Here is a 15,016-nt window from a genome sequence, read left to right on the forward strand (position 1 = left end):
CCCGCGCCCTTGCAGCAGTGGCTTTGGCTGCTCTCACAGTCGGCGGGCTCTCCGCGTGCTCGGCCCTCGACAAGCAGAAGACCTTTGAGGACGACGCCAAGGTGTCCCAGAAAGTCACCTCGATCCGTCTCGACAGCGGAAACGGCAGGGTGAAGGTGGACGCTTCGGCGGACGCCTCCACGATCTCCGTGCACCGCAAGGTCAACTACCGCGGTGACAAGCCGAGTGGCACTTCGTTCAGCGTCAATAACGGCGTCCTGATGCTCTCCGGCTGTGGCAAGAACTGCGGCGTCGAGTACGACGTCAAGGTGCCCGCCGGTCTTCCGGTGACGGGAGGCACGTCCAACGGCAGCCTCGAACTGACCGATGTCGGCGCGGTCGACGTGCATACAAGCAACGGCGAGATCGCGGTGAACAGCGCGACAGGCCCGGTGAAGCTGCGCACGTCCAACGGTGGCGTCAACGTCAAGGACGTCAAGGGCGGCGACATCGACACACAGACATCGAACGGCGAGGTGACGATCCAGACGGCCACCCCGCAGAACATCAAGGCCCGCACGACCAACGGCAGCCTCACGGTCACGGCTCCGCCTGCCAAGTACCAGATCTCGGCACACGACTCCCACGGCGACAAGAAGGTGGCATTCAAGAACGACCCGTCAGGCAAGTACCGCTTGGATCTGTCGACGACGAACGGTGACTTGACTGTGAAGTCGGCAGGCTAAGGGCTTACGGAGAATCAAGCTGTTGCAGCCGCGGCTGCTGATGGGGGCCGAGGCCCGGATCCTGGAGCACGGCGGGATCCGGGCGGTCGCGTGGGCGGCCCAGGTCGGCGATCCTTCATCCGGGTCTGCGGCCCGCGCTGCTCGCACTAGTAAAACCTGACGAGCGGGCCGACCCGATGTCGCCGCTGCGCCGGACGGTGAAGTCGACCAGGAACCTCGCGTGTGAGGAGGGCTTCAGCCTGCAGACTGACCCAATCCTGATTCGCGCCGCCCCCGCCGCCACACAGCGGTGGGCAACGTCTTCTCATGCGAGCCGGACGGCTGTACGGGGGCGAGAAGGATCAGGCGTGCGGGACGCTGACAGGTCGTCGTCTGGTCACCTGCGTGAGAAAAGCTGCGGCTGAGCGCGGCGACTCAGTCTCCCGGTGCGATGCCAAGGTCTCGACGCATCGCTTCACGGAGGTCTCGGGCGGCAGCCTCATACGACGCGCGCTTGGTCCGGTACGTCTCGTCCTGGGAAGTGGCTCCGTTCAGCACTTGGTCCCGAAAGTCACGCAGTGCTGCGTGCACCCGATCAACGAGCGCGAGTACCTCCGTCGGCGCGCAGAGCTGCAGTTGGTGGCGGAGCTCGTAGGCACCGTTCTCGCGCACTCTGTCGCGCACCTGTCGGGCCCGATCCTCCGGCGAGTCCTGCATGTTGTGGGCAATGTCGCGTAGCTCGCTCCGGGTCCGGGAGAGGGCGATGAGGTACTCGCCGTACACCTGGCGTCGAAGCTGCTCGTCGCGGACTTCCTTGTCACGGCGTGATCGTGCACGGTCGACGGCGAGTGTCGATCCGACACCGAGCAGCGCGCCGAGACCGGTGCCCACGAGAGTTCCCCAGTCCACTGTGCCCCCGGCCGTCGGCGCAACTGAGCGGTCAGCCTTCAGCGAGGCTAACCGGCAAGTGGTCGTACTTCAGCGAGATCGGTCAATCTCCAGTGAGACAGGACGGCTGCCTTCGCGAGATCGCCCTTGGCGGCGGACCGGCGGGCCGACCACGTCATCGTCACGATGCCCAGCAGCGGCCCGTCCTCATCGGCGTCGGCGTCTTGCTCCAGGCGCTCGCGCAGCACGCGGTCGGCCTGGTCCAGGACGTCGGACCGGACACCGTCGTACGTCTCCGGGCGCACTCCGGTCAGGGGCGTCAGCCACAGGTCCGCCTGCGGCTGGAGCAGCTGCTCGGTCGGCCGGAAGTCCAGGACGGTTCCGCACGGCATCGAGTCCTGACCGGCATGAGTCTGCGTGGCCGGCCACTCGGGCAGGCCGTCGGAGTGCGTGGGGCACAGGAACGCGAGCCAGGCCACGCCGGGCCCGTCGACCGCGGCCGGAGCTTCCCGCAGAGTCGATGCCTTCGCCTCGCACTGCACGACGGTGCGAACGCGCTGAGCTGACGGTGGGCCGACAGCTACTGAACGAGGGACGGCACGCGGACTCCTCCGCCGGCTAGACCTCGATGTACGCGACGACCACGACGGTGCGCAGCGCCGTGACGTAGTACAGGACCCGGACGGCTTCGACTTCGTCGGTGTACTGGCGCAGCTGGGGGCCGGCGGTGTCGCCTGGGAGCGGCTCGCCGACGTCCGGGGCGACGGAGATGACGACCAGGGCGCGGTCCAGGGCGTGGATCTCCGCCTCGCTGGTGATGTTCTCCAGCTGCTTGGCGGCGGAGTCGGAGAAGGCGATCCGGGCGCGGCGCGGGCCGTGCTGCGGGGCCATCAGGCGACGGCCGGGCGCTGCGCGGTGAGCCGGGCGAGGTGGGCCTCGCGCAGCTCCTCCCACGGCGTGCAGTCCTCCACCGAGGGCAGCCCGTTCTCCGCAATGTCCTCCAGGACGGCGGCGAACTGGTCGGCGTTGGCGCGGGTCTTGGCCGCGTACGCACGCAGTCCGTCGGCGGCCGCGGGCTCCAGCTGATGCCGGGCGTGGTCGGCGGGGGCGACCGGCTGTTCGCTCATCGAGGGCTCCGTAGGGCGCGGACTGGTGTCTCCCCCAACGGTATCGGCCGTCCCCGGACCTGGGGACCACTCCGGACGAAACCGGCTCGTGCGAGGGGGCGGGACCCAGGGACCCAGGTTCTGGGGACGGTTGCCGGGTCTTTGGGTCTCGGTGAAGGTTGACCGATCTCACTGAAGCCTGACCTCGCTCGTGGCAGCCCTTTTCGGCTGAGCAGCCTAACCCGAGTGGATCACTTACAGTCACCTTGCGTATCTAATTGACTACAGAAGGTGGGGTAGGCGTGTCCCGTGATGCAGGAGGCAGTGATGAGCACATCGGAGGCAGGTCTCTCCCCGGCCACGGCCGTCAGCGTCGGCAAGGACTGGTCTGGCACCCGCCTCAAGAGTGGCAAGCGGTAACCATCCCGGCCCACGGCCCGGCCCGCCCCCGTGCCGGAGCGGCGCACGCCCACAGCAGGGTGTAGGTGCAAGGCTTGTGGCATGGCCATTCGACCGTGGATGGAGTTCCGGCCTTCCTGGCGGCCGGGTCATGCGCCCGCGCTGATGGTGATCCCGCTGGGGCTGATCGTCGCGGTCTGTGTGGTCGATGTGTTGTCTCCGTCGCACATCCACCTGGGCCCGCTGCTGGTGGCGGCTCCCGCGATCACGGTGGCGTTCGCGGGTGCTCGCATCACGGCGCTGATGGGGGTTCTCGCGGTCGCGGCCCAGGTGCTGATCGGGGTGCTCCGAGGGGTCCTGTCCACGGCCAACGTTCAGGCCCAGATCGCTGCTCTGGTCGTCGTCTCCACCCTCTGTGTCGCCTTCTGCGTGGTGCGGAGTCGGCGCGAGCGGCAGTTGCACCGGGTACGGTCGGTGGCCGAAGCCGCGCAGAGCGTCCTGCTCCAGCCGCTGCCCGGACGCAGTGGCCCCCTGCGGATCGCCGGGCTGTACCTCCCGGCCGAGGAGGAGGCCGACCTGGGCGGAGACCTGTACGCGGCCGCACGGACCGCCCACCACAGCACCCGGCTCCTCATCGGCGACGTACGCGGCAATGGCCTGGCCGCGATCAACAACGCCGCCCTGCTGCTGGGCGCCTTTCGCGCGGCCGCCCATCGGCAGGCCACGCTGCCGCGCCTCGCCGTCCACCTGGACGCGGCGTTCCGCTGGGACACGAACCAGTGGCGAGAGGAGGTGGAGCAGGACGTGAACGAGGACTTCGCCACCGCCATGCTGCTCGACATCCCCGACCACGATGCGGTGGTCCACCTCATCGCCTGCGGCCACCCACCACCACTCGTGCTGCACGCGAATCGCATCACCACGCTCGTGGCCGAGGCGAGCCACCTTCCGATCGGACTCGGCGGGCTCCTCGGCACGGCCGAGTACGACGTCCAGACCTTCCCGTTCGAGGTCGGCGACCTGTTGCTCCTCTACACGGACGGCGTCATCGAAGCACGCAATGCCGAGGGAGTCTTCTACCCCTTCGCCGAACGGGTGCCCGAGTGGACCAAGGAAGACCCCGAGGAGCTACTGCGTCTTCTGCGGGACGACCTACTGGCCCATGTCCACGGCCATCTGAATGACGACGCGGCCGTGGTCGCGATCCGCCGCCTGGCAGTCTGACCCGGGCTCAGAAACAGGCCGGACCTACGGCGCCTCCTCACTGTTGCTTTGGCTGCGTCCGGGCGCATGGCTGTCGTGCTGGGCCTGGCGCTGGAGATCGGCCACGCGCTGCAGAGCCGTCTTGAAGGCGGCGTACTCCCGTGTGCCCAGTGCCTTGGCGTGACGTTCCTCGATCGCGCGCATGATCGAGGCGGCGGCCTCCATCTGGAGCAGTCCGTGTTCGGTGGGGCAGATCAGTTTGGCACGGCGGTCTGCGGGGTCGGGTTTGCGTTCGACATAGCCCAGGCGTTCGAGGTCGTCGATGAGGGAGCCGATGACCTGCTTGTGCTGTCCGGAGGCGCGGGCCAGTTCGCTGGCACGGATGCCGTCGGCACGCAGGTAGGCGAGTACGGCGCCGGCGCGGGGCGGGATGTCGTCGAAGCCCTGCTCTGCGAGCGCGGTGAACAGCTCGCGCTGAACGGAGAAGAGGACCCGGGCAGCGAGCACGCCGAGGTCCGGTTCCGCGGTCTGGTGCCTGGTCAACGCCTCTCCCGTCTCGGCGGTCGTCCACCACAGTGCTGTGTCACCAGCGATTTTATTGGCTTGCCTCACGGGCTCGGACACCCTCATCCGGATCCCGGGCGCGACCCGTCAGGATCGGCGCTTGCCCTCCCGAAGGCCTGGGTATAGCGTCGAAATGTCACCACTATTGACTATCAATTTTAGTGACCAAAAAGGCTCTGGCTCAATCCAAGGAGCGGAACATGAGCGAGCGCAGCAAGTTCCTGGAGCCGATCACCCGAGAGAACGTCGCCGTGGTGCTGGTCGACCACCAGGTGGGCCTTCTGTCCGGCGTGCGGGACATCCCGCTCGGCGAACTGAAGCACAACGTGGTGGCGCTGGCACGGGCGGCGACCGTGCTGGGGCTCCCCCTGGTCGTCACCACCACCGCCGCCGACAGCATGTGGGGGCCGACCACCCCCGAACTGGTCGAGGCGCTGCCGACCGGACTGAAGATCATCGACCGTAGCACGGTGAACGCCTGGCACGACGACCGGGTCCGCGAGGCCATCGAGGCCACCGGCCGGCAGAAGCTGATTCTCGCCGGAGTGTCGCTCGAGGTGTGCGCAGCACTGCCCGCGATCTCCGCGACGGCCGACGGGTACGACGCATATGTCGCCGTGGACGCCTCCGGCACCTTCAGCCACGCCAAGCGCGAGGCGGGACTGCTGCGCATGCAGCAGGCGGGCGTCATCGTGAGCGACTACGCCACCCTCATGGTCGAGGCCCTGGCCGACAACGCAGCCCCCGAGGCCGGCGCCCTCTACGCCGCCCTCGACATGCCGTTCGCCGTCCTCGTCGGCCAGATCTCCGCGGCCCACCGGGCCTAGAGGGCCCACCGACCGCCGCGCCCCGGCGCCGTCCCACGTCGCGGGCGCACCGGAGGCGCCGGTGGTCACCTGTGTCCGGCGGAGTCCGACCTCACCATCTGGGAAATGGACGCCACCAACGCCGTCGGTATCACCGACCCCTGCCCGCCGACCCGCGAGCGCGGGAGGCACCGTGCCCGGGCGGTTCACTCGAGGTTGGCGTGTCGGGCGCGCATCCGCTTGTACGCGCCCTCCGTGTCCGCCGCGAGGGCCATGACGATGGCATCGAAGAGTCCGTGCCTGCTGTGACCTTCAGCGATAGTTGGCCAGTGCGGGGCGGGCGAGCACAGGAGGGGATGGTGAGCAACGGAGTGCTGCGTCACCTCCCCCGGCTGCGGCGGGCAGGGCTCAGGCCACCATGTTCTCGATGAGGTCGGTGGCGCGCGGGGTCCGGCCCTTGCCCCGTGCATCGGCGCGTAGTCGTGCTGAGCGGCGGGCGACCTCCGCGTCGGTCACCAGGCCGTTCAGGGCCGCCCGTAGGTTTCGGCGGTGGCTTGCGGGGTGTTGATCCGGTGTCCCCGAGGCGAACTCACAGATCGTCATGGAGTGCATCAAGGAGCCGCGCGGCCTGCCGGTGCACGGGTGAGGATGCCTGATGCCTGGCGGCTGGCGGCTGGCGGCTGGCGGCTGGCGGCGACGCGAGGGGCTCGCGGTGGCAGGAAGCCGCACCGCGAGCCCCGTATGCCGTTCAGGAGCAGTGGACGGTCACCTGGGCGCTGCCGCCGTTGCTGGAGAAGCTGATCGTGAACTGGCCGTTCCCGGGCTGCTGCTCGGTCCGGCCGCCCAGCGCAATCTCCTGCGAGGCGTTCGCGGCGAGGGACCCTCCACTCTGGCTGAGGGTGACCCCGGCGGGCAGCCCGCCGGCCGTCCAGTCCAGATCGCCGCTGCCGGTGTTGAGGACGACCAGCTTGTTCGGCCACTCGCCGTTGGCGCAGTACTCCTCGACGTCGGTCGAACGCAGCGCCAGCACCCCTGCGGCTGCCGGGGAAGGCGGGTTCGACTGCCTCGGCAGCCGCGCCTGGCTCGGTGACTCGGTGGTCCCCTGATCGGGGCTGTCGCTTTCGGCGGGCGGGGTGGAGACGTCGCCCGTGGGCGAGTCCGCCGTACTCGTCGAGTCGCTCGCGCTGGGCGTGGACACCGAGCTCGCGACCGGGGCGGCGGGGACGCCGGACGGGCTGGTTGAGACGCCACTGGAGGGTGTGGCCACACCCAGGGGCGTGGTGGCGGCCGGGTCGTTGCCGACCCGCTGCCCGACGACCACGCCGCCTACAGCAACCACCATCACGCCGCCGATGATCAGCGCGAGAGGCTTCGCCTTCGCCGCCCTCTTCGGTCGCGGTTTCTTCGAGTGGCCGGTACGCCCGCCCTGCACGATGATCCCGTGACCCACCGCTCGGGGGTCGTCCTGCTTGGGCCCGATGGCCCGAGGATCGTCCCCACCGCCGCCTCCGGCGACACGGCCGCCCTGAACGATGATGCCGCCCTGCACGATGATGCCGTCGTCGGCTGGGTCACCGATGGCCCGGGGGTCGTCCTGCTTGGGGCCGATCGCCCGGGGGTCATCCTGCTTCGGACCAATCGCGCGAGGATCATCCTGCTTGGGGCCGATCGCCCGGGGGTCATCCTGCTTCGGACCAATCGCGCGAGGATCATCCTGCTTCGGACCGATCGCCCGCGACGAATCCTGACCGGTCGGGCGGCTGCTCTGAACCGTGATGGCGGTCGGGTCCGGGGCCGGGTCGGTGAAACCGCCGTCCGGGCCGGCGGGCACGTCGTGGGATCCGCCCGTCGTGTGCTCGCCGCCGGCGCGGGCGGCTGCGGACGGATCCGTGGCCTCCGCATGCGTGCCTGCCGTCGCGTCGCTCTCCGGACGCGGCACGCCCGGCTCCCGTCTGCCGTCGCTCATCACGCGCAATCCCCCACTGGTCCTCGATGGCCGTCACTGAACATCGCCCCCTGTCATCACCGTCGTGAGCCATGACGCCGAGGGGCTGCTCATATATGAGCCATCGTTTGACCGAGAGGTCCATCCCAGGGATATGACAGCAACGTCCCGGTCTCGTACCGGAACCCCCATCCGGCCACGCCACCCTCGCAGACACCCGCCGCGCCCGTGAGAGCCAGCGACGCGCCCTGGAGCTGTCCGCGCCGACCAGCACCATGACACGCACCCTGTGGACGGAGGCTCCCGGTGGCAGACACTCCCGGCGGTCTGGGGCGAGTACGAGGCGCCCCCAAATCACGGCCTGACCTGTCTGAACCGGATGCGTGTTGTCACCGCCTCGACGGACCCAACCCGCAAGGCGGCTGTCACCACCGCACTGCAGCGCGCAATATTCGCGGCCCGGGACGGCGGGCCGTGACTGGTCATGGGGCCTCCGCAGGACATGCGCGGGAAGAGCCCCGAAAGGAAGCAGCGGGCGATGCCTGGAGTATCAGGCCACGTTCGCGAGCTTCTGCCGCACGACGATCGCGTTGAGCCGGACCGCGAACGGTGCGGTGTCGGTGAGGCCCAGGGTCCCCACACGGGACTTGCCAAAGCCGACGGTGACGTCGGTGCAGAAGGCAACGGCGTACACGTACGCGCCGGCTTCTTCGTCCTGGAGGGCGAAGAACAAATCGCGGTAGTAGCTCGTGTGGTCCGGCCCCTCTTCGTAGTACACCAGTCCCGGTTCGCCTTCCTGCGCCCCGAGACCTGTGAAGGCATCCATGAGGTCGCGCTCGACGGTGTCCCAGAACGGAGCCTGAGCCGCCTCGGGCGGGAGCGCCTGGCGGACCGCCTCCTTGAGGGAGAGCGCCATCACCAGGATCGGCGCCTCCTCCTGGAGTCCCCAACCACGGACCATCTTGACGATGTCACTGTCGGGAAGCACGGCGGCGGCATCGCGAATGTGCCCGAAGTCGTAGTTGACGGTGGCGGGCGCGATCGCCTCCTGGAAGGCACGCCCCAAGGCCTCCGCTTGGACAAGATGGGCTTCTCCCACCGCGGTGAATGTCCTGAAACAGGCTGCCAACTTCCCCTCCTTAAACATTTTGTTGCACTGGTGAGGCGTCAGTATGCCGTAGCGGTGCGCGACCGCGACCCGCAGGGCGCCGGTACGGCACGCGGCCGCGCATATCCAGCCGCCCGAGAAGACCACCGCGAAGAAGACGTCAAGCCGGGGGCCACGCAGCGCCTAGCGGTGCGCTGTCGAGGCAGCCTTCGAGTCCCTTGCAGGCGCCTCGTTCTCGTTGACCCGCCGTACCAGGGGGTGTCGACGGTCACGTAATTCCCCACTCCGAACGTCACATGATGAGCCACCGGCCAGCGCGGAGCGCCGCCGAAGGTGTCCCTGACTGACCGGACCAGCCGCATACTCGGCCGTCGGGTGGCCCGTCACGGCCTCAGCCCCGGTGTGAAGCCGCTGATCGCCCGCCGCGACATCGAGCACGGCTCCGGGCTGGGAGGTACGCGACGACATCCACGAAGCATTCCTCGCCCTCGGATGCGCGCTCATCTGCTGGTGGCGACTGCACGCTCTGCCGAGCGAGGGCCGGCTAGCCCTCCCGCGCCCACGGCCGCAGCTTCTCCGGGTTGCGGACCGCCCAGATCCGGGTGACACGCCCGTCGGAGATGTCGAACGAGGCTACGGTCACGACGACGCCGGCACGCTGGGCCACCAGGCCCGGAACACCGTTGACCGACCGCTCCAGTAGTTCGAGCCCCGGAGCCTTGTCGGCAATGGCGACCATGTACTGGGCGATGCGCGCGCCGCCCTCGACCGGGCGCAGGACGGTGCCGACCATGCCGCCGCCGTCGGCGGTCATCACGGCGGACGGGTTGAGGAGACCGACGAGGGCTGCGATGTCCTTGGTCTCCCATGCCTCTTTGACGTGCCTCACCACGTCGGCCTGGCCGGTCGCCGCCTCCGGAGCACGCGCCACGCTCACCCGCTGCCGGGCGGAGGCCGCCAGCTGCTTGCAGGCCGCAGGGGTCCGGCCGAGAACGTCGGCGATCTCGGCGAACGGGTACCGGAAGACGTCGTGCAGGACGAACGCCACCCGTTCAGCGGGCGTCATCGACTCCAGGACGACGAGGAAGGCCATGGCCACCGACTCGTCCAGGACGATCTGGTCGGCGGGGTCTGCAGGGCCGGTGGGGTCGGCGCCGCCCGCGTGGTCCCACTCGGTGCGGTCGGGCAGCGGCTCGGGCAGCCACGCGCCGACATAGCGTTCACGGCGGGCCCGCGCCGAGCCAAGCAGGTCCAGGCAGATGCGGCTGGTCACCGTCGTCAGCCAGGCGCCGGGGGACAGGATCTCGTCCTGTCGGCTTCGTGGCAGCGCGTACCAGCGTGCGTAGGCATCCTGTACGGCGTCCTCGGCCTCGGTCACCGAACCGAGCAAGCGGTAAGCGACATTGATCAGTTGGCGTCGCTCGCCGGCTATCTCTTCTGCGCTGGTCCCGACAGTCCCCATGCTTCCGGCCGCCCCCTCGCCTTACCTTTCGCAGGCCCGCGTCGTCGGGCTGGTGAGACCTTATCGATCTACTGCCCGAGGGCGGAAAAGGGGACCGTGACATGGCCACTCAGGTGACGGCGAACGCACAGCGCAGCTCCTCGTTCCTGCAGATCGCGATCGCCCTGCAGACCCTGACCATCTTCCTTCAGGCGGTCTCCGCCGGACTGCTGCTGACCTCGTCCTACGGAGAGACGCTGCACAGTGTCGGAGCCCGTGTGATGTACGGGGCGTCGATGCTGTACGTGCTCGCAGCGGTGCTGGCGTGGAAGCCGGGCGGCGGCTCGCCCCGGCCTGTCTGGCACGCGTCCGGTTTCCTCGTGCTGGCCTCGGTCCAGGTCGTGCTCGGCATCGCGCACGTCCCGTCGGTCCATCTCCCCCTGGGTGTCTTGATGTTCGGTCTGAGTGTGCTGGCGCTGGCCCGACGCTGAGGTCCGATACGGGGCCCACCGGGATCAACCAGACCGTTTCTTGTGAGTCATCTGATCGCCGGTCTGGGTGTGTCTTACTGATCGTTTCAGAATGAGGCTGCCCTCCGGCGCCCAGGTCCTCCTGGTGCGGTCCGACGCCATCAGCTGCCTGTATCACGTCTCTTCGCTGTCGGGGGTTGGCCACCCGGCGCACTCAAAGCGGCCAGAGCCTCAGCGCAATACACCCGGGTGGTTTACCCGGCGTGCCCGCCGGTCGGTCGCATGCCCTCCCCTACCTTCAATGCGTAGTCGCACAACTACGTTGAGTGAAAGGGGAATTGGGATGCGTCCGACGCCTATGGGCCGATTGGCGGCCCTCGCCTCGACGGCCCTTCAGTTGGCCTGTCCTGGAAGATCCATGCGACACTCCGCCAACCGCCTGCGAACGCGAGCACTGGCCGTGGGGCTCACGCTGGCGGTGTCCGCACTGGTGCCTTCGGGCTCCGCCGGTGCGGCCGACCAGTACGAGTGGGCCGCGCTGGGTGACTCGTACACCGCTGGCGGGTTCGTCGGGGACCCGCAGCCTCCGCTCGGCGATGCGGCGCGGGACGGATGTGACCGCACCAGCGACGCCTACCCCGGCGTGGTCGACCGGGAGTTCGACGAGTTCCCGCCGGGCAAGCCCGTCCACCTGACCAACGTCAGCTGCGGCAACGCCACCATCGCCGACATCGCCACGTCCAGGCAGACGCCGATCAGCCCGGTCCAGCCCCCCGCCGGAGGCTGGCCCGCAGTGGACACGCAGATCCAGCGAGCGAAGCTCAACGACAACACCGACATCGTGACCATCGGCGTCGGCGGCAACAGCCTGCCCTTCGGAGGCATGCTCCTCAAGTGCCTCGAACTGGGCGCCACACCCGGCAAGTCCTGCCACGAGTACTACACCAGTCCTCCCGAGGGGGAGGAGAGCATCCAGGACAAGCTCGCCAGGGTCCAGGACGAGTACATCGAAATGCTGGCCAAGGTGCACGAGGCCGCACCCAACGCGAAGGTGATCACCGTCGGCTATCCGGCCGTCCTGCCGGAGGAGGGCAGTGCCTGCAACCGCCTCTCCCTCACCGAGCTGGGCTCGATCAAGCACGCCGACGTCGACTGGCTCCGTGACCACGTCCTCAAGCCGCTGAACAGCACGATCCAGCGTGTTACGTCGTTCTTCGGCGACCGCTACGTCGACGTCTACTCCTCCAGCGTGGGCCACGACGCCTGCCAGCCCGCGGGCACCAAGTGGGTTGAGGGGATCTGCGGCGATGCCGCGGACTACTGGCCCGCCAAGCTCCCCGGCACCCTGCTGAACTGCGCTCCCATCAACAAGCGTGTCACCCTGGTCCACCCCAACGCCCACGGCTACGCCAACACCGCCGCGCACGTCGAACGAGGCATCCGCATCGCCCTCCTCGACCGCTGACCAGCAGGCCAAACCCGACGCCAGAGCCACGGCACCTGTTGTAAGGAGACGCGGCCGGAACACCTGGCCGACCAGCACAGGCGCCGTGGCTACTGCGGCAGAGCCCGGGCCCGGGCCTGTTGTGACAGACGTCGCCAGCAGATGAGCGCACATCCCAGGGTGAGGAAGGCTACGTGGATGTCGTCACGGATCTCCCAGCGGATCCGTAGGCGGCGGAACCAGTGCAGGTGAGCGAAGGCGCGCTCGACCACCCAGCGGACCTTGCCCAGTCCGGAGCCGTGAGCGGCGCCGCGGCGAGCGATCACAGGTTTGATGCCGCGTTTCCACAGCAGGCGGCGGTACTTGTCGAAGTCGTAGCCCCGGTCGGCGTACAGCCGCCGGGGTCTGCGGCGGGGACGGCCCCGTAGGCCCCGGATCGGCGGGACCGCATCCAGCAAGGGCAGGAGCTGGGTGACGTCGTGCCGGTTGCCGCCGGTGAGCATGACGGCGAGCGGTGTCCCATGACGGTCGACGATCAAATGGTGCTTGGAGCCGGGACGGGCCCGGTCGACGGGCGAGGGGCCGACATGATTCCCCCCTTTGAGAGCACGTACGTGCGAGCCGTCTACGGCGCTGTCATCCAGGTCCAACAGGTCGGCGCGACGCAACTCGTTGAGCAGAGCACCGTGTAGGCGGGGCCAGACGCCGGCCTCGGTCCAGTCCCGTAACCGGCGCCAGGCCGTCACGCCGGAGCAGCCCACAGTCTCCCCGGGGACGTCACGCCAAGCGACACCAGTCCGCAGCACGTACAGGACGCCCGCGAGCGCCGTTCGGTCCGGAACACGCAACCGGCCCGGATAGCGGCGCTGCCGCTTGGGAGCCGGCGGCAGCAGCGGAGCTATCCGCTCCCACAGGTCGTCAGGAACAAGATCAGAACGCACCCGGGAAAGCCTGTTGACCAGCATGGTCAAGCACAAGACCCGCAGCTCAAATCATTCTGAAACGATCAGTTAGTGGGTGGCCGCTGGCGGCCAGTCTCGACGGCCATCGTGTAGGCGGTGGTCTCCTGAGCGGCCCGGCCCGCGCCGCTGGATAGGGTCGGGGCGTGGAGCGCAGCAGCAGAGAGCCGGACGACGTGTTCGCCGGGGAAGCGCGGGGCGAGCTGTCGCCGCGGGCGGCCCGGGCTCTGTGGTGGGGGTCGGCCGGTCTGGTGCTCTCCGTCCTGGGCACCTCGGTGCTTGTCGCCGGCGCGGGGCACGGCCGACGACTGCCCGTGGCCGTGGTCCTGGTCCTCGCTCAGGGCTGCGCCCTGAGGTGGCAGGCGCGCGTCCCGGTCGCCGTACTGGCCGTGAACGCGGTGACGGGGCTCGCGGTGTGGGCGCTGCTGCCCGCGGTGACCTTGACGGGGGCGCTGCTCGCGGCGCAGGTTGCGTTGTGCGTGCTGTCGGCCACCAGGCCGCGGTGGGTGTCGGTGCGGGCGCTCGCGGCGATGTGGCTGCCGGCTCCACTGGCGTTCGGGGCGGGCGGCGCTGCGGGGCTGGCGGTCTATCTGCTGACGGTGGTCCTGGCGTGGACCGCGGGGCAGTGGCGCAGGGCGCAGCAGGCACGGACGAGGGCGGAGATGCGCAGGGCTGTGGTGGAGGAGCGCGCGCGGATCGCCCGCGAGGTGCACGACGTCGTGGCGCACACCCTTTCGGTGATGGTCATTCAGGCGGGCGCCGCCGATGATGTGTTCACCCAGCGGCCCGAACAGGCCCGTCAGGCGTTGCGGGCCATTGAGACGGGCGCTCGTTCGGCGCTGGGTGAACTGCGCCTGCTGCTGCGGGCGTTCGGGCCCCCTGCGGAGGAGGACGGGACCGGGGAGCAGCGGGAGCCGGGGCCTTCGCTCGCGCGCCTGGACGAGCTGGCCGACACCGTGCGCGCGACCGGGATGACCGTGCACGTGCACCGCGAGGGTGCCACCGAGGGGCTGCCGGCCGCGGTGGACCTGGCGGCGTACCGGATCGTCCAGGAGGCCCTCACCAACACGCTGCGCCACGCGGCCGGCGCCGACGAGGTGAGCGTGCGCGTGACGGCCGAAAGAGAGTGTGTGCAGGTCACGGTGGTCGACAATGGGCGTACGCCGCAGGGCGGTTCGGCCGCGGTGGGAGCGGGACGCGGTCTTGTGGGGATGAAGGAGCGCGCACGGCTCGTGGGCGGCAGCCTCCGCGCGGGTCCACTGCCCGAAGGAGGGTTCGAGGTGGCGGCGCGGCTGCCGGTGGAGCGCGTGTCATGACGTTGCGCGTGGTGGTGGCCGACGACCAGGCCCTGGTCCGTACCGGATTCCGTATGATCATCGACGCCCGGGACGACCTCGAGGTGGTCGGTGAGGCGTCCGACGGCCGGGAGGCGGTGCGGCTGACGCGGGAACTGGCGCCCGACGTGGTGCTGATGGACGTACGCATGCCCGTCGTGGACGGCATCGAGGCGACCCGGCAGATCGCGGAGTCGGGTAGTCGGGCCCGGGTGCTCGTGCTGACCACCTGGGACGTGGATGCGCACGTGGTTGCCGCCCTGCGGGCCGGGGCGAGCGGCTTCCTGCTGAAGGACATGCGCCCCGCCGAACTCGTCGACGCGATCCGCCTCACCGCGCGCGGCGACGCGCTGCTGGCGCCTACCGTGCTGAGCCGCGTCCTCGACCGGTTCCTGCGCACCGTGCCCGACCCGGCGCCGCCGCCCTCCCTGCGGAACCTGTCCGGCCGCGAGCGGGAGGTGCTCACCCTGATCGGGCAGGCGCTGTCGAACGCGGAGATCGCCGAGCGGCTGCGCCTGTCGGAGGCCACCGTCAAGAACCACGTCACCGCGGTGCTGCGCAAACTGGGCCTGCGCGACCGCGTCCAGGCCGTCGTCGCCGCCTACGACCACGGCCTCGTGCGGCCGCGCCGCCCCTGACGGCAGG

16 protein-coding genes and 2 pseudogenes are annotated in these 15,016 nt (G+C 69.4%); 8 read left to right on the top strand and 10 right to left on the bottom strand.

Features of this window, described 5'->3' with window-relative positions; translation table 11 throughout:
- Positions 1 to 17: 17 nt before the first annotated feature.
- Together CRP49_RS37280 and CRP49_RS37285 are read left to right on the top strand one after the other, a co-directional pair.
- Positions 18 to 725 carry a DUF4097 domain-containing protein gene (locus CRP49_RS37280; protein WP_373560440.1) on the top strand — a complete coding sequence of 236 codons (708 nt, stop codon included), beginning with the start codon at positions 18 to 20 and terminating at the stop codon, positions 723 to 725.
- 40 nt (positions 726 to 765) lie between these two features.
- A pseudogene (locus CRP49_RS37285) lies at positions 766 to 976 on the top strand (ISAzo13 family transposase); the annotation flags it as partial.
- Positions 977 to 1,139: 163 nt separating this feature from the next.
- On the opposite strand, the gene CRP49_RS37290 reads toward CRP49_RS37285, so the two are convergent.
- The 4 genes from CRP49_RS37290 to CRP49_RS37305 form a co-directional block, all read right to left on the bottom strand.
- Positions 1,140 to 1,595 carry a hypothetical protein gene (locus tag CRP49_RS37290; RefSeq protein ID WP_143670084.1) on the bottom strand — a complete coding sequence of 152 codons (456 nt, stop codon included), beginning with the start codon at positions 1,593 to 1,595 and terminating at the stop codon, positions 1,140 to 1,142.
- Between the two features lie 65 nt (positions 1,596 to 1,660).
- The gene (locus CRP49_RS37295; RefSeq protein ID WP_257033751.1) at positions 1,661 to 2,071 is read right to left on the bottom strand and encodes a hypothetical protein; all 411 of its coding nucleotides are present in this window, start codon (positions 2,069 to 2,071) and stop codon (positions 1,661 to 1,663) included.
- A 139-nt stretch (positions 2,072 to 2,210) separates the two neighbouring features.
- Entirely contained in the window at positions 2,211 to 2,483 is a 273-nt protein-coding gene (locus tag CRP49_RS37300; RefSeq protein WP_097257860.1) for a hypothetical protein, read from the bottom strand.
- Entirely contained in the window at positions 2,483 to 2,719 is a 237-nt protein-coding gene (locus CRP49_RS37305) for a hypothetical protein (RefSeq protein WP_097257861.1), read from the bottom strand. The genes CRP49_RS37300 and CRP49_RS37305 overlap by 1 nt, the downstream gene beginning before the upstream one ends.
- 480 nt (positions 2,720 to 3,199) lie before the next feature.
- On the opposite strand from CRP49_RS37305, the gene CRP49_RS37310 reads away from it, so the two are divergent.
- Complete coding sequence (locus CRP49_RS37310) at positions 3,200 to 4,321, top strand: PP2C family protein-serine/threonine phosphatase (RefSeq protein WP_097257862.1); 1,122 nt, start codon at positions 3,200 to 3,202, stop codon at positions 4,319 to 4,321.
- A 24-nt stretch (positions 4,322 to 4,345) separates the two neighbouring features.
- Here CRP49_RS37310 and CRP49_RS37315 read toward each other — a convergent pair whose 3' ends face one another.
- Positions 4,346 to 4,843 carry a MarR family winged helix-turn-helix transcriptional regulator gene (locus CRP49_RS37315; RefSeq protein WP_257033752.1) on the bottom strand — a complete coding sequence of 166 codons (498 nt, stop codon included), beginning with the start codon at positions 4,841 to 4,843 and terminating at the stop codon, positions 4,346 to 4,348.
- Between the two features lie 221 nt (positions 4,844 to 5,064).
- Between CRP49_RS37315 and CRP49_RS37320 the strand changes: the two genes are divergently transcribed.
- Positions 5,065 to 5,691, top strand: coding sequence for an isochorismatase family protein (locus CRP49_RS37320; protein ID WP_097257864.1), 627 nt, complete (start codon positions 5,065 to 5,067; stop codon positions 5,689 to 5,691).
- Between the two features lie 387 nt (positions 5,692 to 6,078).
- Here the strand turns inward: CRP49_RS37320 and CRP49_RS37330 are convergent.
- The 4 genes and pseudogenes from CRP49_RS37330 to sigJ all read right to left on the bottom strand — a co-directional run.
- A pseudogene (locus CRP49_RS37330) lies at positions 6,079 to 6,242 on the bottom strand (glycosyl transferase); the annotation flags it as partial.
- Positions 6,243 to 6,418: 176 nt separating this feature from the next.
- On the bottom strand, positions 6,419 to 7,636 hold the full coding sequence (locus tag CRP49_RS37335; RefSeq protein ID WP_097257866.1) for a hypothetical protein: 1,218 nt from the start codon (positions 7,634 to 7,636) through the stop codon (positions 6,419 to 6,421).
- 529 nt (positions 7,637 to 8,165) lie between these two features.
- On the bottom strand, positions 8,166 to 8,870 hold the full coding sequence (locus CRP49_RS37340) for a Type-2Aa cytolytic delta-endotoxin (RefSeq protein ID WP_257033753.1): 705 nt from the start codon (positions 8,868 to 8,870) through the stop codon (positions 8,166 to 8,168).
- A 397-nt stretch (positions 8,871 to 9,267) separates the two neighbouring features.
- Entirely contained in the window at positions 9,268 to 10,185 is a 918-nt protein-coding gene (sigJ, locus tag CRP49_RS37345; protein ID WP_097257867.1) for an RNA polymerase sigma factor SigJ, read from the bottom strand.
- Positions 10,186 to 10,286: 101 nt separating this feature from the next.
- Between sigJ and CRP49_RS37350 the strand changes: the two genes are divergently transcribed.
- Positions 10,287 to 10,655 carry a hypothetical protein gene (locus CRP49_RS37350; protein ID WP_097257868.1) on the top strand — a complete coding sequence of 123 codons (369 nt, stop codon included), beginning with the start codon at positions 10,287 to 10,289 and terminating at the stop codon, positions 10,653 to 10,655.
- A gap of 397 nt (positions 10,656 to 11,052) precedes the next feature.
- Positions 11,053 to 12,099 (top strand): SGNH/GDSL hydrolase family protein, encoded by a 1,047-nt coding sequence (locus CRP49_RS37355; RefSeq protein ID WP_097257869.1) that lies wholly within the window; start codon positions 11,053 to 11,055, stop codon positions 12,097 to 12,099.
- A gap of 89 nt (positions 12,100 to 12,188) precedes the next feature.
- On the opposite strand, the gene CRP49_RS37360 is transcribed toward CRP49_RS37355, so the two are convergent.
- Positions 12,189 to 13,019, bottom strand: a complete 831-nt coding sequence (locus CRP49_RS37360) for an IS5 family transposase (RefSeq protein ID WP_097259226.1) — start codon at positions 13,017 to 13,019, stop codon at positions 12,189 to 12,191.
- A 164-nt stretch (positions 13,020 to 13,183) separates the two neighbouring features.
- Here CRP49_RS37360 and CRP49_RS37365 point away from each other — a divergent pair, with 164 nt between their 5' ends.
- The gene (locus tag CRP49_RS37365) at positions 13,184 to 14,353 is read left to right on the top strand and encodes a sensor histidine kinase (protein ID WP_179851965.1); all 1,170 of its coding nucleotides are present in this window, start codon (positions 13,184 to 13,186) and stop codon (positions 14,351 to 14,353) included.
- The gene (locus CRP49_RS37370) at positions 14,350 to 15,009 is read left to right on the top strand and encodes a response regulator transcription factor (RefSeq protein ID WP_097257870.1); all 660 of its coding nucleotides are present in this window, start codon (positions 14,350 to 14,352) and stop codon (positions 15,007 to 15,009) included. Before CRP49_RS37365 ends, CRP49_RS37370 begins: the two co-directional genes overlap by 4 nt.
- The last annotated feature ends 7 nt before the right edge of the window (positions 15,010 to 15,016 follow it).

The sequence above is a fragment of the Streptomyces sp. Ag109_G2-15 genome (assembly GCF_900215565.1).
Taxonomy (GTDB): domain Bacteria; phylum Actinomycetota; class Actinomycetes; order Streptomycetales; family Streptomycetaceae; genus Streptomyces; species Streptomyces diastatochromogenes.